Consider the following 17,648-nt stretch of genomic DNA (forward strand, 5'->3'; position numbering starts at 1 on the left):
TCGCTCCTTGCTCCGCCCTGGAATGACGAAGTCCGGAGGGCTCCGGATGACCTCAGGCGGCTCACGCCCTTGGATGCGCCTTCTCGTAGATGTCGAGCAGCCTCGCGGTGTCGACGCCGGTGTAGATCTGGGTCGTCGACAGGCTGGCGTGGCCGAGCAGCTCCTGGATGGTGCGCAGGTCGCCGCCGCGGCCGAGCAGGTGGGTGGCGAAGGAGTGGCGCAGGGCGTGCGGCGTTGCCGTGTCGGGCAGGTTCAGCGCCGAGCGCAGCTTCGCCATCTCGCGCTGGATGATGGCCGGGTTGAGCGGGCCGCCGCGGGCGCCGCGGAACAAAAGGCCGTCGGGACCGATATGAAAGGGGCAGAGCCGGCGGTATTCCACCACCGCCTTGCGGGCCACCGGCAGCACCGGCACCAGTCGCGTCTTGCCGCCCTTGCCGGTGACGCGCAGCACGGTGTCGGCTTCCGTCGCCAGATCGGCGCCGGTCAACCCCAGCGCTTCCGAAATGCGCAGGCCGGAGCCGTAGAGCAGCGTCAGCACGGCGGCATTGCGCGCCGCGATCCAGGGTTCTTCGGCGAGTTGGCCCTCCATCGCCACGACCTTTCTGGCGTCGCTTGCCGTCAGCGGCTTGGGCAGCGATTTCGGCTGGCGCGGCGCACGCAGAGCGATGGCACCCGCAGCGTTGACGAGGCCGCGTTTTTCGAGAAAGCGCAGCAGCGAGCGGATGCCGGCAAGGCCGCGCCCCAGCGTGCGGGCGCCTGCGCCGTCACTGCGGCGCTTGGCGAGGAAGCCGCGCAGATCGGCGGGACGCAGGTCGGCGATGTCGGAAATGCCGGGCGGTCCGCCGCGATGTCCGGTCAGGAAATGCAGGAACTGGCGCGTGTCGCGCTCATAGGCCTCGACCGTCTCCGGCGACAGCCGGCGCTCATGCGCCAGTGTCTTCAGCCAGGTCTCGCGCGCCGCTTGGAGATCGGATTTTGCCGGGATGAGGAATTCCTGCATGGCGGCATTGTCAGGTCTCGAGGTTAGGAAGCGGTGAAGAGGCCGTCATTGAAATGACCACGAGACGGCGTTAGAGCAAGGCAAAGGAAGCGCCGCCAATGTCGAAGCTCGAAAACCCCGTACAGATGGCCGTCATCGGTGCCGCCCACGGCATCAAGGGCGAACTCAGGGTGAAGACCTTCACCGGCGACCCGCTGGCGCTGGCCGATTACGGCCCGCTCTTCGCCAAGGACGGCCGTGCCTTCCAGATTACCGATATCAGGCCTGCCGGGACCGTGGTGGTCGTGCGCTTCAAGGGCGTCAACGACCGCAACGCCGCCGAGGGTTTGGCCGGCACGGAGCTTTTCGTCGACCGTTCGGTGCTGCCTGACGACGGCGAGGAGGACGAGTTCTATCATGCCGATCTCGTCGGCCTGGACGTCAGGGACGACACGGGCGTCATCGGCAAGGTCGTCGCCGTGCATAATTTCGGCGGCGGCGACATTCTCGATGTCACCCTTGCCGGCCGCAAGGGCGTGCTGATCCCGTTCACGCAGGCAGCGGTGCCGCATGTCTCGATCGCCGACGGTTTCGTCGAGGTCGATCCGCTGGCGGCTGGCCTGGTCGAAGATGAGGACGATGGTGAAGCACCGGGCCGGTCCGGCTTCGACCCGAAGGGCCGGCCGCGCGGACCGAAGGATGCCGGGGGCAACCGTTGAGCTTTGCCGCTTCGTTGCTGACGCTCTATCCGGAGATGTTCCCGGGCGCGCTCGGCCTGTCGCTCGCCGGCCGCGCGCTGGAGGCCGGTAGATGGTCGCTGGAAACGATCCAGATCCGTGATTTCGCCACCGACAGGCACCGCACGGTCGACGACACGCCGGCCGGCGGCGGAGCCGGCATGGTGATGCGCGCCGACGTGCTGGCGCGAGCCATCGACCACGCTTCGCCGCCAGGCGATGAGCGTCCAAGACTGCTGATGAGCCCGCGCGGCAAACCGCTGACGCAGGCCCGCGTGCGCGAGCTTGCCGCCGGTCCGGGCGTCGTCATCCTGTGCGGACGCTTCGAAGGCGTCGACCAGCGGGTGATCGACGCGCGGGCGCTCGAGGAGGTCTCGATCGGCGATTTCATCCTCTCGGGCGGCGAGCCGGCGGCGCTCGTGCTGCTCGACGCCGTCGTGCGGCTGCTGCCGGGCGTCATGGGCAATGCTGTGTCCGGCGAGGAAGAGAGTTTCGAGAACGGCCTGCTCGAGCATCCGCATTATACGCGGCCGCAGGAGTTCGAGGGCCGGCCGATCCCGGACGTGCTGGTTTCAGGCAACCACAAGAAGATTGCCGAATGGCGGCGCGCGGAGGCGGAGAAGCTGACGCGGGAACGGCGGCCCGACCTGCTTGGCGCTCCGCCTCAGCCCTTGGTGAAATAGTAGAAAGCCAGGAGCAGGCCGACGGCGACGACGAAGCCGCGCACCACGGCCTGTGGCACGCGCTTGGCGATCCACACGCCGGCATAGCCGCCGAGCGCCACTCCCGGGATCATGACGATCGCCTGCGGCCAGGCGACGACGCCTCCGGAAACGAAGACCAGGATGGCGACGACCGCGATCACGATGGACAGCATGTTCTTCAGCGCGTTGAGCCGGTGGTAATCGCCGGCTTGCGTCAGGCCGAGCGTGGCGAGCATCATTACCCCCATGCCGGCGCCGAAGAAGCCGCCATAGACCGCGGTCGCGAATTGCGCGAGCGAACCGGCGAGCGAGCCGACCGAGGCCTGATGTTCCGGGCCGGCCGCCGGCTTCAGCCACGGCCCGGCGGCGAACAGGGCCGTCGCGGCGATCAGCAGCCAGGGCACAAGGGCGCGGAAGGACGGGTTGGAGAGCGCGAGCAGGATCAGCGAACCGGCCAGCGCACCGAGGGCCGAGATCAGGCAAAGCAGCAGGGCGCCGCGCCAGAAGTGGCGGATATCGGTCCAATAGGCGAGCGTCGAGGTGATGTAGCCCGGCAGCTGCGTCACCGACGAGGTGGCGTTGGCGACGATCGGCGGCAGGCCGACCAGCGTCATGGCGCCGAAGGTGAGGAAAGTGCCGCCGCCGGCGACCGCATTGGCGGCGCCGGAGGCAAAGCCCGCGAGGAAAAGCAGCACGGCATCGGAGAATGTCATGGAGGGAAGGCCCGGGAATACACGTTCCCGGCTTAGAAAGCTTGGCGGGCTCGCGCAACCCGGCACGAGGCAATAAGATGGTACAAGCGGCGCAAAAAATATGCCTCGAAGTCCTTTTTTGATGCATGTCGTTGCCCCAGAACCGCGCACACTTCTGGGCGGCATGCATTTGGACGTGACAAAGCGCCGAAATAGCTGTATGTCGCCGCCCGAACCGGAAGAACGATCTTCTGGACCCGTCAACAAATGGCGGTGTAGCCGTCCCTGCCCGATGTTTCGACAAAGGGCATAGCCGAGCGGTCGTTGGAACTGCAAGGCGAGCCGAGGACGCTCTGACTGTCGGAAGAACAAGAAGTGGATATTTGAGATGGATCTCATCCGTCAGCTCGAGGCCGAACAGGCCGCCAAGATCGAAGCCAAGCGCAAGCTGCCCGAATTCCAGCCGGGCGACACGGTGCGCGTCCAGGTGCGCGTCACCGAAGGCAGCCGCACCCGCGTCCAGGCCTATGAGGGCGTCGTCATCGCCCGCTCCGGCTCCGGCTTCCAGGAGAATTTCACCGTCCGCAAGATTTCCTACGGCGAAGGCGTCGAGCGCGTTTTCCCGGTCTACTCGCCGATGGTCGAGGGCGTCGAGATCGTGCGCCGCGGCAAGGTGCGCCGCGCCAAGCTCTATTACCTGCGCGACCGTCGCGGCAAGTCGGCCCGCATTTCGGAAAACACCGGCGTGCGCGCCCGCAAGCTGAACGACGAAGAGCGTGATGCGCTGAACGCCGAGCGCGCCCGCATCGAGGCCGAGAAGGTCGCCGCCGCCCAGGCGCTGGCCGCCGAGACGGCCGCCAAGGAAGCCGCCGAGAAGAAGGCCGCCGCCGAGGCTGCTTCGGCCGAATAAGGCTTCTGCGAAACAGGTTCCGGAAAGGCGGCCTCGGCCGCCTTTTTCGTTTGGCGGCAAGCCTAACCCTACCGGTTCCCCGATCAGTTCCTATCCAACCTGCGTTCGCGAACCGCATGCCTTCGTGATTGGCTGAAACCGCCTCAGCTTCGTCATCCACGGGCGGAGCGAGGAGCGTAGCGACGCAGCGCAGACCCGAGGATCCATTCCGTGACATCGAGGCTCCGCAACGGTGCAGAATTCTGCCCCGCTGCGCTTCATGGCTGAGGTATCGGAATGGATCCTCGGGTCTTCGCTCCGCTTCGCGTCGCTCCGCCCGTGGATGACGAAGCTGAGGGCCTGCCGCCCATTCATCCGAGCATCGGAGATAGGCGCATGGTACCCCTTGACGTCCAATTATCTTGTACACTAAATAATCGTGCACAAATCAACGGAGATCGAAAATGTCAGCACTCTACACCGCCCAGGCTCACGTCAGCGGCGGCCGCAACGGTCACGGCGAAACCAGCGACGGCCTGCTCAAGGTCGACCTCGCGATGCCGAAGGAGCTCGGCGGAAAGGGCGGCGCCACCAATCCGGAGCAGCTTTTCGCCATCGGCTATGCGGCTTGCTTCGAGAGCGCGGTGCGCTTCATCGCCCGCCAGCAGAAGCTGCCGCTCGAGGACGCTTCGATTACATCCACGGTCAGCCTTTATCCGAACGGCCAGGGCGGCTTCCGCCTCGGCGTCGCGCTGGCGGCCGAGATCAAGGGGCTTGATCAGGCGGGCGCCGAGGCGCTTGTATCGGAAGCGCACAAGGTCCGCCCCTATTCCAACGCCATCCGGGGCAATATCGACGTGGCGCTCTCGGCAAAGGCCGCATGACGACGAAAACCGAAACCATCACCAAGCCAGCCCCGGCGCAGGACGCCGGGGTGATCGAGGTGCCGCGCCTCGACCAGCAGCTCTGCTTCGCGCTTTATTCAGCCAGCGGGCTGATGACCAAGCTCTACCGGCCGCTGCTCGATCCGCTCGGCCTCACTTACCCGCAATACCTTGCAATGCTCGCGCTATGGCAGCATTCGCCGAGCACGATCGGCGAGCTCGGCGCGGCACTCGGCCTCGATTCGGCGACGCTGACGCCGCTGGTCAAGCGCATGGAAGCGGGCGGCCTCGTCACGCGCCGGCGCGACGCCGCCGACGAACGCCGGGTGCTGGTCGAGCCGACCGCGAAGGGTGATGCGCTGCGGGCCAAGATGAAGGACGTGCAGGAGGGCTTAAGCTGCGGCATGCCGCTGGAGCGGGCAGAGCTCAAAGCGCTGCATGATACGCTGACGCGGCTGGTCGCCGGATTGCGCGAGACAACGGCCAATCAGGACTGAATGGCGCAAAGGCAGTCCTCGAAACCATCCCCGAAGAGCATTGGATTGCGTGCTTGGCGGCCTGCGGCTGCGCGGACCGGCTTGCAAGGCGCTTGCGGCAAGATAGAGCGTCTCACCGTTTCACGGCGAGACGCTCTATCTCTTTGTTTTTACGCAATTCCGGACGGAAAACCGCTTCACACTTTTCCTGGAATTGCTCTAAAGTCGGCGCCGGATTTTCCCAGGCCGCGAAATTGCAGCGCGGTCGCACCTTCGGAGATTTGTCATGACCAAGTCGAAATTGCTGCTGGCCGCCATGGTGGCCTGCCTGCTCGCGCCTGTCGCCGCGCTCGCCGACAATCTGCCCGACCTCGGCGGCAAGAAGGTCGTGGTGGTGACGGAAAACGCCTATCCGCCGCTGCAGTTCATCGACAAGAAGACCGGCAAGCAGATCGGCTGGGAATATGACGCGATGGACGAGATCGCCAAGCGGCTGAATTTCAAGGTCGAGTACCAGAACACCTCCTGGGACGCGATGATCCAGGCGGTTTCGGACAACCAGTACAACATCGGCATGACCGGCATCACCATCAAGGACGACCGCAAGGAGAAGGTCGACTTCTCCGATCCCTATATGCGCTCGGAGCAGTTCATGCTGGTGCGCGGCGATGAAAGCCGCTTCACCGACGCCAAGAGCTTCGGCGCCTTCAAGGACGGGCTGATCGGCGCCCAGCCCGGCACCACGCCCTTCTACACCGCCGTCTACAGCGTGCTCGACGGCAACGAGCAGAACCCGCGCATCAAGCTGTTCGAGACCTTCGGCGCGACCGTGCAGGCGCTGAAGGCGGGCGACGTCGACGTCGTCTTGACCGACGGCACCGCCGGCAAGGGCTATGTCGATGCCTCGGAAGGCAAGCTGAAGCTGATCGGCGGCCCGCTCGGCACCGAGGATTTCGGCTTCATCTTCCCCAAGGGCTCGGACCTGGTGAAGCCGGTCAACGCCGCGATCGCCTCGCTCAAGGCCGACGGCACGTTCGACAAGCTCAACAAGAAGTGGTTCCTCGATTACAAGATGGGGCAGTGAGCTCGTCTTGGTGCGCGCGGTGGGTTTGCAGGAAATCGCGCTGACATTGCGCCCAGTCCCCCCTCTCTGCCCTGCCGGGCATCTCCCCCTCAAGGGGGGAGATTGGCAGCTCCGCCGCCGGCGCTCCTCATTCAATGTTGAAGATTGGCGAAAGCCGATCGAACATCCAATCTCCCCCCTTGAGGGGGAGATGGCCGGCAGGCCAGAGAGGGGGGACTGGGCGCCATCCTCTCGGAACGTCCGCTCCACCGGCGTCGCCTGATGTCTGCGACGACATCCACCAAATCCGAATTCCCCTGGTGGCTGGCCGCTGCGGCCGCCCTCGCACTGGCTGCCGCCCTCGCCATCGCGTCCAGCGATCTCTATGCCGAGGTCTTCGCCACCGTCGCCAAGGGCATCGGCATCACCATCTTCGTCACCGCGGTCGCTTTCGCTTTAGCCTCTGCGCTTGGGCTCGGAATCGCGCTGATGGCGCTGTCGGGATCGCAGTGGCTGCGGCAGATCGCGCGCTTCTATGTCGAGATCATCCGCGGCGTGCCGATCCTGGTGCTGTTGTTCTGGATCGCCTTTGCCGGCGCGCCGGCCTTCGTCGCCGCCTGGAATGCGCTGACCGCGCCGCTGCAGAGCGCCGGGCTGATCGGCGAATTGCTTGTGCGCGATGTCTCGCTGCTCTGGCGCGCCATCATGGCGCTGACCATCGGCTATTCGGCCTTCATCTCGGAAGTGTTCCGTGCCGGCATCCAGTCGGTCGAGAAGGGCCAGATCGAAGCCGCCAAGGCGCTTGGTCTTACCCGCGCGCAGCGTTTCAGGCTGATCGTGTTCCCGCAGGCGATCCGCATGATCCTGCCGCCGCTCGGCAACGACTTCGTCGCCATGGTCAAGGATTCTTCCTTGGTCTCGGTGCTCGGCGTCGCCGACATCACCCAGATGGGCAAGGTCTACGCCGCCGGCTCGTTCCGCTTCTTCGAGACCTATTCGATCGTCGCCTATATCTACCTCATCCTGACCATCGGCCTGTCGCTGGCGCTGCGGGGGCTGGAGCAGCGGCTGCGCCGGCAACACGGGGAATAGCCGGCAGCAAAAGTCCGCGCTACGATCCTTCAGCACATCATCGCGGAGGACGCGCCCATGAATTTCGACAAGGCCAATGCGGCGTTGGATTCCGTTTATTCGGCCGACTCGCCGGAGAGGCTCGCCAAGGCATATGCCGACTGGGCCGCGACCTATGACAGCGAGACCGCCTCGCTCGGCTATCTCCTGCCGTTCCTGGTCACCGCCTGGGTGGCCCGGCATGTGCCGGCGGGCGAAGGTCCGCTGCTCGACGCCGGCTGCGGCACCGGCCTATCAGGGCCGTCGCTGAAGGCGCTTGGCTATGGCGACATCGTCGGCCTCGACCTCTCCGACGACATGCTGAAGATCGCCGGCAGCCGCCAGGCCGGTGGCAAGCCGGCTTATGGCGAGCTGAAGAAAGCGATGCTCGGCGGCCCGCTGCCCTGGCCGGACCGGCATTTCCGCGCCTTCTTCTCGACCGGCGTCTTCACCATCGGCCACGCGCCGGCCTCCGGCCTGCACGAGCTGGTGCGCATCACCAAAAGCGGCGGCCACGCCATCTTCACCGTGCGCGACCAGGTGTTCGAGAGCGGCGGGTTCCAGGCGGTGTTCGATGAGCTGACGCAGACGGGGAAATGGCGCGCGGTCGAGCAGAGCCCGTGGTTCCGCTGCTATGCGATCGGTGATCCGGCAGCGCTGGTGAAGACGTTCGTGTTCGAGGTGGTGTGAATAGGCTGGCGCCAGTTCCTCGCCCCCGCGAAGGCGGGGGAGAGGTGGCCCGGCGAAGCCGGGACGGAGAGGGGGGCGACCTCCGCGACACAAGAGCCGCTGCAAGACAAGGCAAGACCGAAGGGCTTTGAGGCGGTAGGAGGCTTTAAAAACTCCAGGCACCGCCGCAGGCCCCTCTCCGTCCCGGCTTCGCCGGGCCACCTCTCCCCACTTCGTGGGGCGAGGAACAGGTTCCGCCGCCAATTGCCGAAAAGCCAAAACATTGCTATCTACGCCGCCATGGAAAAGCTTTTCAGCGATCCGGCCTACAAGGGTTTCGTGCTGCAGGACAGGAAGCGCCTGCCGTCGCGTTTCTCCGCGCGCGTTTGCGGCGCGCTGACCAGCCGACTTAACTGACCCGACTGATCGCAGTCGTCGCGCCGGATTGCCGGCGTGCTTTTCCCATTCTCATATCGACGGATTTACGCACATGAGCGCACCGCGCACCCTCTATGACAAGATCTTCGACGACCATGTCGTCGACCGCCAGGATGACGGCACCTGCCTGCTCTATATCGACCGCCACCTCGTGCATGAGGTCACCAGCCCGCAGGCCTTCGAAGGCCTGCGCATGTCGAACCGCAAGGTCCGGCATCCGGAAAAGACGCTGGCCGTGGTCGACCACAACGTGTCGACCTCGCCCGAGCGCAAGTTCGGCATCAAGAACGAGGAAAGCCGCATCCAGGTCGAGGCGCTGGCCAAGAACGCCAAGGATTTCGGCATCGAATATTATTCCGAGAACGACGTCCGCCAGGGCATCGTCCACATCATCGGGCCCGAGCAGGGCTTCACCCTGCCCGGCATGACCATCGTGTGCGGCGACAGCCACACTTCGACGCATGGTGCTTTCGGAGCATTGGCGCATGGCATCGGCACGTCCGAGGTCGAGCATGTGCTCGCCACCCAGACGCTGATCCAGCGCAAGGCCAAGAATATGCTCGTGCGCGTCGACGGCCAGCTGCCTGAAGGCGTCACCGCCAAGGACATCATCCTCGCCATCATCGGCGAGATCGGCACGGCCGGCGGCACCGGCTATGTCATCGAATATGCGGGCGAAGCGATCCGCTCGCTGTCGATGGAAGGGCGCATGACGATCTGCAACATGTCGATCGAGGCGGGCGCGCGCGCCGGCCTGATCGCGCCGGACGAGACGACCTTCGCCTATGTCAAGGACAAGCCGCGCGCGCCCAAGGGCGCGGCGTGGGATGCGGCGCTTGCCTACTGGAAGACGCTCAAGTCGGACGAAGGCGCGCATTTCGACAAGGTGATCGTGCTCGACGCGGCGAAGCTGCCGCCGATCGTCTCCTGGGGCTCCTCGCCGGAGGACGTCGTCTCGGTGCAGGGCATCGTGCCGAACCCCGAAGACATCACGGACGAGAACAAGCGTTCCTCCAAGCATCGGGCACTGGAATATATGGGCCTGACGCCGGGAACCAAGATCACCGACATCGCGCTCGACCGGGTCTTCATCGGCTCCTGCACCAATGGCCGCATCGAGGACCTGCGCGCCGCAGCCAAGGTGGTCGAGGGCAAGAAGGTCAATCCGCGCGTCAACGCCATGATCGTGCCGGGCTCCGGCCTGGTGAAGGAACAGGCCGAGGCCGAAGGCCTGGACAAGATCTTCGTCGCCGCAGGCTTCGACTGGCGGGAGCCGGGCTGCTCGATGTGCCTGGCCATGAACGACGACCGGCTGAAGCCGCATGAGCGCTGCGCCTCGACCTCGAACCGCAACTTCGAGGGCCGCCAGGGCTTCAAGGGCCGCACCCATCTGGTGTCGCCGGCCATGGCGGCCGCCGCCGCAATCGCCGGCCATTTCGTCGACATCCGCGACTGGAAATAGGCGCCCGGCTTGGAAAGTAGGCCGGAATCAGCGCGAGCGCTGGGGATTAGCTGGAGCCCCCGACGTCGTCATATATGGGCGAAGCAGGAGCGTAAGCTCCGTCGCGGAGACCCTGGAATCCATGCTGTTACCTCGATCGAAGGGTGCCGCGAAGCAGAATTCTGCACTGCTGCAGCGCCTTGAGGTCACGGCATGGATCCTCGGGTCTGCGCCGCGTCGCTTCGCTCCTTGCTTCGCCCGTGGATGACGATCGCGATGGGCGTTCCGGCCAACCTCCGACGCATGCGACCTGCCAACGCAGACATATACGACCGGTCGAGATTTCCGCGCCAGGGAACTTATCTGCGGATGATCTCGTGAAACTCCTCGCGCCGGCCGGGCTCGTCGGCGGCGACGACCAATGCCAGCTGGCGGTCGTCGAAGATCTTGAACCATTCGTCCCATTCGACCAACTCGTAGCCGCCGGCATTGGGCGGGCGTTCCGGCCGGTCCTCGTCCTCATAGGCCTGCTGGTCAAAAACCAGGCGCAGCATGGCCTGCGTGCCAGGCTCCGGCGATACGTCGACAATGGCCGGAAAGCCGGCCCGCGCCGCCGCCCAGGAGCGGATTTCATCGTGATCGGTCAAAGTGATCGTGTCGGCCATCGCAATCGTCTCCTGTCTGGCGTCTCCAGTCTGGCCGGACAACGCCGCTCCGGCAAGCCCGGTTCCCCCTGGTTTCGCGGCGTGTTTATCGAGAGCGCTTAACCGCTTGTTTGGGCTTAAGTCCTAACATCTCCCCTTGGGTAAGTTGGGGAAAGTCGCAGTCCTTTGGACACCGGTCTGCTCATAGCGCTGCTCAATCCGACGATAGCGCTGGCGCTCGGCGCTGCGTTCCTCGTGCTGTGGTGCTATCAGCGCCATCGTCCCTACCTGGCCGTCCTGGCGGCAAGCTATGCTCTCGCCGCTGGCGGGTTCCTGTTCCAGCACTTCACCCTCCCGGCCGGCCTGGCGCCGTCCAAGTTCCTCTCCAATCTGTGCTTCTGCCTTGCCGGGTCCTGTCTGGTCGGCGCCATCGTCGCGCGCCACGGCCGGCCCGTCCCTTATGTCGGGATCGGCGTGCTGGCGGGAAGCGGCATGGCTGCGTTCAGCTGGTTCCTGTTCGCTCAGCCGGACCTGACATGGCGCATCCTCGTCGTCAATTTCGCGCTTGGCGGCATCAGCCTTCTGGCCGCTGCCGAACTGCGCGTGGTGCGCGGCAATGGCCCGACGGAGAAGATGCTGTTCGTGCTGGCGTTGCTTTCCGGACTGAACTTCTTCGTGCGGACGCTGGCCATCATCATCGCCAATGGACCGTTCAAGAGCTACGACGAGCTCTATGCCTCGTCCTACTGGACGACGGCGCTGCTGCTGCACGCGCTGCTGTCGCTGCTGATCGCGCTTTGCCTGTTCAGCGCGGCGGCGCTCGACGTGGTGCGAGCGCTGAAGGCCGAGACCCACACCGATCCGCTCTCGGGCATCCTCAACCGCCGCGGCTTCGAGGAGCGGTCGACCGTGCTGCTCGATCAGTGCGCCAGGGCAGGATTTCCCGTCGCCCTGGTGCTGGCCGACCTCGATCACTTCAAGGCCCTGAACGATCAATACGGGCATGAGGCCGGCGACCGGGTGATCGCCGACTTCGCTGCCAAGCTGCGCTCGGCCACCGGCGCGCGCGGAGCCGCCGGCCGCATCGGCGGCGAAGAATTCGCCGTGCTTCTGCCGCTCAGCGACCTGGGGGCGGCAAGGCTGTTCGCCGAGGCGATCCGCAGCTTTTATTCGGCCGGCACGGTCGACGGCCTGCCGCCCGGCGCCAAGGTGACCGCGAGCTTCGGCGTCGCCGCCCGCTCCGGCGGGGAAGGGCTGATGCCCTTGATGCGGCGCGCCGATGAGGCGCTCTACAAGGCCAAGAAGAACGGCCGCGACAGCGTGCGGCTCTCTTACGAGAGGCCGGAAACGACATTCGTCGCCGAGCGGTTCGCCATTGGGTGAGGCGGGTGGACACCCGCGCCTTCGTCATCCACGGGTCTGCGCGCGTCGCTTCGCTCCTTGCTTCGCCCGTGGATGACGATCGGAGGGATGGCTCGGCCAATCGCGGAACCAGGGATTGCCATTGACCTCTACGTCGCGTTCCAAATGCTCTGACGACCGGAGGTCTTGCGGCTAATCGCGACGGTCGGCTGTCCTCCCGTCATGCTGGGCGTTAACGTGATTTTCGCCGGTCGATGATAGCCCTCGGTCAAGGAGCAGACATGGGCAGCGCCGACTTCATATTGATGATCAACCTCGCCGTCGCCGGGCTGCTGGCGGCGGCGTTCATGGCGATTGCCGTGTATGGCACCGGGCGCGCGTCAGCGCGTTGGCTTGCCTTCAGCTACCTGCTTGGCATGGCTTATTTCGCCATCGAATTCAGCATCCCCGCTTTCTCGAACGCCCGGTTGCCGGTCGTTGCCGCCTTTGCCGTGTTCCTCGGCGCGACCATCGCCTTCAATGGCGGGTTGGCCCATAAATACGGCGTGCGGCCGCCCTGGGCGCCGATGCTGTGCTTCCTGGCCGTCGCCTCGGTCGCCGTCTATCTGGTGCAGGACCTGCCGCGCCAGTCGCTGGCGCGGATGATGGCCTACCAGCTTCCTTATGCCGCCATGCAGTTCGCGGCGCTCGGCATCGTGCTGTCCTCCCGGCAGAGGCTTGCATGGCTGGACCATCTGCTTGCGCTGGTGCTTGGCGCCAGCGCCGTGCAATTCGCCTCCAAGCCGTTCATTGCGGGTGCGTTGGGGGGCTGGGGCTCTGACCCGCAAGCCTATGTCACGACGGCTTACGCGCTTGTATCGCAATCGGTTGGCACCGTGTTCGGGCTGGCGCTGGCGCTGCTTGCGCTCGCCGTGCTGGTGCGCGACGCGCTCAGCGAGGCGACCTCGAAATCGGAAACCGACGCTTTGTCGCGGCTGCTCAACCGCGGCGGCTTCGAGCGCCACGCGGTCTTTGCGATGCGCGACGCCGTCCGCCGCGGCGTGCCGGTGGCGCTGGTGATCGCCGATCTAGACTATTTCAAGAGCATCAACGACAGTTATGGCCATGCCTGCGGCGACCGCGTCATCGAGACATTCGCCAGCTTCCTGCGGGAGGCCGCGGCCGAGCACCATGTCGCCGGCCGTATCGGCGGCGAGGAGTTCGCCATCATCCTGCCCGGCACCAACCTTGCCGCGGCGCGGCTGTTTGCCGAAGGGGCGCGCAACGCTTTTGGAGCCTTGCCGATCGAGGGCCTGCCGACCGACCATCGCTGCAGCGCCAGCTTCGGCGTGGCGGAGCTGGCCGCCGACGAAGGGTTTGCCGATCTTCTGCGGCGCGCCGACGCCGCGCTCTACGAAGCCAAGAATGCCGGCCGCGACTGCGTGCGCGTGTCAGGCGCGCTCAGGCGGCGCCAAACGCCGACGATCTTCAACGGCAAGGGCTGAGGTTGGGCATCTCGCCATCGGAAAGCCCGTACATATAGGAGCGACCCTTGACCAGCACCGGTGGCTGGTAGCAGCCGGGCGCGCCGGCCTCGTCCGCGTCGTCATAGACGACGTCGGGCTGGCCGGCACTGGTAAAGTTCGAGAGCTCCTTAGCGTGCCTGCCCTCGCCGACGATGATGCGCTTGTAGCCGGCGGCGCTGTCGATGACGAGATTGCCGAAGGAATCGGCGTAGACGCGGTCATGGTGACGCAATCCGGCTTCGGCCGGTACGGCGATCGCCAAGACCAGCCCCGCCAGCACTGATGCGGCAAGGCTTGCCCGCACTGAATTCGAACGCATGTCGCTCTCCCTTGATCGGCGCGACGGATCGCGCCTGGATTCCCGGTCCGAATCGGAAATTAACCCTTTCTTAACCTTTGTTAAGAGGCAGAGGGCTTTCGGCGCCGGTTCTTAAGGAACATGGTTAATTTTCGAAGGCCCGGTCTTGCCCGCCGTCGGGCGGTCCTGCAGCCGGCTCACTCTGGTCGAACTTGATCTTGATGCGTCGCGTGGTAGAGCGGTTCGCCGTTCAATGGAAACGACAAACCACCCTATCTCTTTGTTTTGACGCAATTCCGGACGGAAAACCGTTTCACACTTTTCCTGGAATTGCTGTAGCGTGCCGCGCACGAAAGGGCAGCGCATGAGCTTTGGCCACACGGTTCGGGTGTCGATCATCATCCCGCTGCTTCTCGCAGCCGCGGCCTGCGTGCCGCAGGACGGCGCGCCGAAGGCGGCCAATGCGGCGGCGCCGGTGGCCGCGCCTGCGCTGGCACAGCAGTCCGCATCCGCGGCGACCGCACCGGCAACGGCTGCAGCGCCGCCGGCATCTCAAATGCCGCAGGGAGCGACTGCGCCCAAAACGCCCGCACCCCAGGCAACCAAGACCATCACCGACCTCACCGTGCCGCGATCCGGCATCGGCACAGCCACCTACAGATGCGGCAATGGCGGCATGATCACCATCCAGAATCTCGGCTCGTCTTTGCGCGTGGCTCGCCCGGATGGCTCGACCGAGGAATTCGCGGCCTCGCCCGCCAACCAGAGCAGCCGCTACCAGGAAGCGTCGACGCATGACGCAATCGTGATCGACGGACGCGAAGCGCTGGTGATGAAGAGGGGGTCCACCCCGCAGACCTGTCGGAGATAGCGCTCGTTGCTGCACTGCAACGAGACCTTGCGCCGGCTTCGAAACAGCCGCTAATCGATTGAAGCGCGCGGCCACCGGTTTGTCAGACTAAATGATGTTTCCAAAACGATTTTCCGGCTTTGACGCGGTGCAAAAAGAGCATTAGAAACCGCCTGTCCGGAGCCATATATGAGGGCGGAAAACGCTGCTCCTCGGTAGCGGCATCCAGGACGCCGAACTGGGGCAGCCATGAGCAAATCACCAGCCACCCGCGCAGTTGCCAGACGTGAACGGCCGCTCTCGCCGCATCTGACGATCTACCGGCCGCCGATCACGATGACGATGTCGATCATCCATCGCATCACCGGCGGCGCGCTTTATTTCGGAACGCTGCTGGTGGCGGCGTGGCTGATCGCCGCCGCGAGCTCGCAGGCCGCCTTCGACTGGGTCGATTGGGCGTTCGGCTCCTGGCTCGGCCGGCTGATTCTGTTCGGTTACACCTGGGCGCTGATGCACCACATGCTGGGCGGGCTGCGCCACCTCATCTGGGACACCGGCGCCGGGCTCGAAAAACACACCGCCTCGAAGATCGCATGGGCGACGCTCGCCGGCTCGATCGTGCTGACGCTCCTGATCTGGATCGCCGGCTATGCGGCGCGGGGGGCTTTCTGATGAGCGCGAACAACACCGATATGCGCACGCCGCTGGCGAGGGTCCGCGGCCTCGGCTCGGCCCGCGAAGGCACCGGGCATTTCTGGCGGCAGCGGCTGACCGCGATCGCCAACATTCCTTTGATCCTGTTCTTCGTCGGCTTCCTGATCGCGATCAACGGCCACGGCTACGCGGAAGTGCGGGCCGCGCTCGCGAACCCGTTTGTGGTGGTCATGTTCGGTTTGGTGCTGATCTCGCCGCTCTATCATATGCGCATCGGCATGCAGGTCATCATCGAGGATTATGTGCATGGCGAAGGCATGAAGCTGGCGCTGATCGCGCTCAACACCTTCTTCTGCGTGGCAGTCGGCGTCGCTTCGCTGTTTGCCCTGCTCAAACTCGCATTCGGAGGCTGACGTCTTGGCCAACGCAAATACAGCCGGCACGGCTTCCGCCTACACTTTTGTCGATCACAAATTCGATGTGGTGATCGTCGGCGCCGGCGGCGCCGGCCTGCGCGCCACGCTCGGCATGGCCGAGCAGGGGCTGCGCACCGCCTGCATCACCAAGGTGTTCCCGACCCGCTCGCATACGGTCGCCGCGCAGGGCGGCATCGCCGCCTCGCTCGCCAATATGGGCCCCGATAACTGGCAGTGGCACCTCTTTGACACCGTCAAGGGCTCGGACTGGCTGGGCGATATCGACGCGCAGGAATATATGGTGCGCGAGGCGCCCGCGGCGGTCTACGAGCTCGAGCATTACGGCGTGCCGTTCTCGCGCACCGAAGAGGGCAAGATCTACCAACGGCCCTTCGGCGGCATGATGATGAATTTCGGCGATGGCCCGCCGGTGCAGCGCACCTGCGCGGCCGCCGACCGCACCGGCCATGCCATGCTGCACACGCTCTACGGCCAGTCGCTGAAAAACAATGCGCAGTTCTTCATCGAATATTTCGCGCTCGACCTGATCATCGAGCCGGACGGCACCTGCACCGGCGTGGTGGCCTGGAATCTCGATGACGGCACCATCCACCGCTTCTCGGCCAAGATGGTGGTGCTGGCGACCGGCGGCTACGGCCGCGCCTATTTCTCCGCCACCTCGGCGCATACCTGCACCGGCGACGGCGGCGGCATGGCGGCCAGAGCGGGGCTCGCGCTGCAGGACATGGAGTTCGTGCAGTTCCACCCGACCGGCATCTATGGCGCCGGTTGCCTGATCACCGAAGGCGCGCGCGGCGAAGGCGGCTATCTGGTCAATTCCGAGGGTGAGCGCTTCATGGAGCGCTATGCGCCGTCGGCCAAGGACCTCGCCTCGCGCGACGTGGTTTCGCGCTGCATGACGATGGAGATCCGCGAAGGCCGCGGCGTCGGGCCGAAGAAGGATCACATCTTCCTGCATCTCGACCACCTCGACCCGGCGGTGCTGCATGAGCGGCTGCCCGGTATTTCGGAATCGGCGAAGATCTTCGCTGGCGTCGACCTGACCAAGGAGCCGATCCCGGTGCTGCCGACGGTGCACTACAATATGGGCGGCGTGCCGACCAATTATTGGGGCGAGGTGCTCGACCCGACGGCCGAGAATCCCGACCGCGTGCTGCCGGGCCTGATGGCGGTGGGCGAGGCCGCCTGCGCATCCGTGCACGGCGCCAACCGGCTGGGCTCCAACTCGCTGATTGATCTTGTCGTCTTCGGCCGTGCCGCGGCAATCCGCGCCGGCGAGGTGATCGACCGCAATTCGCCCATCCCTGCGCCCAACGCGGCCTCAGTCGAGAAAATCATGGACCGCTTCGACAGGCTGCGCCACGCCAACGGCTCGATGCCGACGGCAAGCTTGCGGGAAAAGATGCAGCGGGCGATGCAGGAAGACGCGGCGGTTTTCCGCACGCAGGAATCGCTCGACAATGGCTGCAAGCGCGTTTCCGAGATCTGGGGCGAGCTCAAGGACATCAAGGTCACCGACCGCTCGATGATCTGGAATTCCGACCTCGTCGAGACGCTGGAGCTGGAAAACCTGATGGCCAACGCCATCACCACGGTCCATGGCGCCGCGGCGCGCAAGGAGAGTCGCGGCGCGCATGCGCGGGAAGATTTCTCGGCCCGCGACGACGCCAACTGGCGCAAGCACACGCTGGCCCATGTCAGCGAGGACGGCACGGTGACGCTCACCTACCGGCCGGTGCACACCGAGACGCTGCTGGCGGAAAAGGACGGCGGCATCAACCCGGCCAAGATCGCGCCGAAGGCCAGGGTGTATTGA

General features: G+C 65.3%; 19 protein-coding genes. 15 read left to right on the forward strand and 4 right to left on the reverse strand.

Going from position 1 to position 17,648, the window contains the following annotated elements:
- Positions 1–61 precede the first annotated feature (61 nt).
- Positions 62–1,000 carry a tyrosine recombinase XerC gene (locus EJ069_RS25530; RefSeq protein WP_126063665.1) on the reverse strand — a complete coding sequence of 313 codons (939 nt, stop codon included), beginning with the start codon at positions 998–1,000 and terminating at the stop codon, positions 62–64.
- A gap of 98 nt (positions 1,001–1,098) precedes the next feature.
- On the opposite strand from EJ069_RS25530, the gene rimM reads away from it, so the two are divergent.
- Both rimM and trmD read left to right on the forward strand, forming a co-directional pair.
- Positions 1,099–1,698, forward strand: coding sequence for a ribosome maturation factor RimM (rimM, locus tag EJ069_RS25535; RefSeq protein ID WP_126063666.1), 600 nt, complete (start codon positions 1,099–1,101; stop codon positions 1,696–1,698).
- Positions 1,695–2,399, forward strand: coding sequence for a tRNA (guanosine(37)-N1)-methyltransferase TrmD (gene trmD / locus EJ069_RS25540; protein ID WP_126063667.1), 705 nt, complete (start codon positions 1,695–1,697; stop codon positions 2,397–2,399). Before rimM ends, trmD begins: the two co-directional genes overlap by 4 nt.
- On the opposite strand, the gene EJ069_RS25545 is transcribed toward trmD, so the two are convergent.
- Positions 2,381–3,133, reverse strand: a complete 753-nt coding sequence (locus EJ069_RS25545) for a sulfite exporter TauE/SafE family protein (protein ID WP_126063668.1) — start codon at positions 3,131–3,133, stop codon at positions 2,381–2,383. The two genes, trmD and EJ069_RS25545, sit on opposite strands and share 19 nt — an antisense overlap.
- Positions 3,134–3,500: 367 nt before the next feature.
- Here EJ069_RS25545 and rplS point away from each other — a divergent pair, with 367 nt between their 5' ends.
- The 7 genes from rplS (at position 3,501) to leuC (ending at position 10,103) form a co-directional block, all read left to right on the forward strand.
- Positions 3,501–4,022, forward strand: a complete 522-nt coding sequence (gene rplS / locus EJ069_RS25550; protein WP_042645484.1) for a 50S ribosomal protein L19 — start codon at positions 3,501–3,503, stop codon at positions 4,020–4,022.
- Between the two features lie 443 nt (positions 4,023–4,465).
- Complete coding sequence (locus tag EJ069_RS25555; RefSeq protein WP_126063669.1) at positions 4,466–4,885, forward strand: organic hydroperoxide resistance protein; 420 nt, start codon at positions 4,466–4,468, stop codon at positions 4,883–4,885.
- Entirely contained in the window at positions 4,882–5,382 is a 501-nt protein-coding gene (locus EJ069_RS25560) for a MarR family winged helix-turn-helix transcriptional regulator (RefSeq protein WP_126063670.1), read from the forward strand. Before EJ069_RS25555 ends, EJ069_RS25560 begins: the two co-directional genes overlap by 4 nt.
- 265 nt (positions 5,383–5,647) lie before the next feature.
- Positions 5,648–6,445 carry a transporter substrate-binding domain-containing protein gene (locus tag EJ069_RS25565; RefSeq protein WP_126063671.1) on the forward strand — a complete coding sequence of 266 codons (798 nt, stop codon included), beginning with the start codon at positions 5,648–5,650 and terminating at the stop codon, positions 6,443–6,445.
- Between the two features lie 261 nt (positions 6,446–6,706).
- A complete protein-coding gene (locus EJ069_RS25575; protein WP_126063672.1) occupies positions 6,707–7,516 on the forward strand; it encodes an amino acid ABC transporter permease in 810 nt (269 codons plus the stop codon).
- 57 nt (positions 7,517–7,573) lie between these two features.
- Positions 7,574–8,224, forward strand: coding sequence for a class I SAM-dependent methyltransferase (locus tag EJ069_RS25580; RefSeq protein WP_126063673.1), 651 nt, complete (start codon positions 7,574–7,576; stop codon positions 8,222–8,224).
- 469 nt (positions 8,225–8,693) lie between these two features.
- Entirely contained in the window at positions 8,694–10,103 is a 1,410-nt protein-coding gene (gene leuC / locus EJ069_RS25590) for a 3-isopropylmalate dehydratase large subunit (protein ID WP_126063674.1), read from the forward strand.
- Between the two features lie 338 nt (positions 10,104–10,441).
- Here leuC and EJ069_RS25595 read toward each other — a convergent pair whose 3' ends face one another.
- Entirely contained in the window at positions 10,442–10,747 is a 306-nt protein-coding gene (locus EJ069_RS25595; RefSeq protein WP_042645496.1) for a hypothetical protein, read from the reverse strand.
- Positions 10,748–10,912: 165 nt separating this feature from the next.
- On the opposite strand from EJ069_RS25595, the gene EJ069_RS25600 reads away from it, so the two are divergent.
- Positions 10,913–12,109 (forward strand): GGDEF domain-containing protein, encoded by a 1,197-nt coding sequence (locus EJ069_RS25600; RefSeq protein WP_126063675.1) that lies wholly within the window; start codon positions 10,913–10,915, stop codon positions 12,107–12,109.
- 260 nt (positions 12,110–12,369) lie between these two features.
- On the forward strand, positions 12,370–13,572 hold the full coding sequence (locus EJ069_RS25605; protein ID WP_126063676.1) for a GGDEF domain-containing protein: 1,203 nt from the start codon (positions 12,370–12,372) through the stop codon (positions 13,570–13,572).
- Here EJ069_RS25605 and EJ069_RS25610 read toward each other — a convergent pair.
- Positions 13,556–13,912, reverse strand: coding sequence for a hypothetical protein (locus EJ069_RS25610; protein ID WP_126063677.1), 357 nt, complete (start codon positions 13,910–13,912; stop codon positions 13,556–13,558). The two genes, EJ069_RS25605 and EJ069_RS25610, sit on opposite strands and share 17 nt — an antisense overlap.
- A 319-nt stretch (positions 13,913–14,231) precedes the next feature.
- Between EJ069_RS25610 and EJ069_RS25615 the strand changes: the two genes are divergently transcribed.
- From EJ069_RS25615 to sdhA, 4 genes are all read left to right on the forward strand, one after another.
- Positions 14,232–14,762 carry a hypothetical protein gene (locus EJ069_RS25615; protein ID WP_245456273.1) on the forward strand — a complete coding sequence of 177 codons (531 nt, stop codon included), beginning with the start codon at positions 14,232–14,234 and terminating at the stop codon, positions 14,760–14,762.
- A gap of 228 nt (positions 14,763–14,990) precedes the next feature.
- Positions 14,991–15,413 carry a succinate dehydrogenase, cytochrome b556 subunit gene (sdhC, locus tag EJ069_RS25620; protein ID WP_126063678.1) on the forward strand — a complete coding sequence of 141 codons (423 nt, stop codon included), beginning with the start codon at positions 14,991–14,993 and terminating at the stop codon, positions 15,411–15,413.
- Positions 15,413–15,808, forward strand: coding sequence for a succinate dehydrogenase, hydrophobic membrane anchor protein (gene sdhD / locus EJ069_RS25625; RefSeq protein WP_126063679.1), 396 nt, complete (start codon positions 15,413–15,415; stop codon positions 15,806–15,808). Before sdhC ends, sdhD begins: the two co-directional genes overlap by 1 nt.
- Before the next feature lie 4 nt (positions 15,809–15,812).
- On the forward strand, positions 15,813–17,648 hold the full coding sequence (gene sdhA / locus EJ069_RS25630; protein ID WP_126063680.1) for a succinate dehydrogenase flavoprotein subunit: 1,836 nt from the start codon (positions 15,813–15,815) through the stop codon (positions 17,646–17,648).

It is taken from the genome of Mesorhizobium sp. M2A.F.Ca.ET.043.05.1.1 (genome assembly GCF_003952445.1).
Taxonomy (GTDB): domain Bacteria; phylum Pseudomonadota; class Alphaproteobacteria; order Rhizobiales; family Rhizobiaceae; genus Mesorhizobium.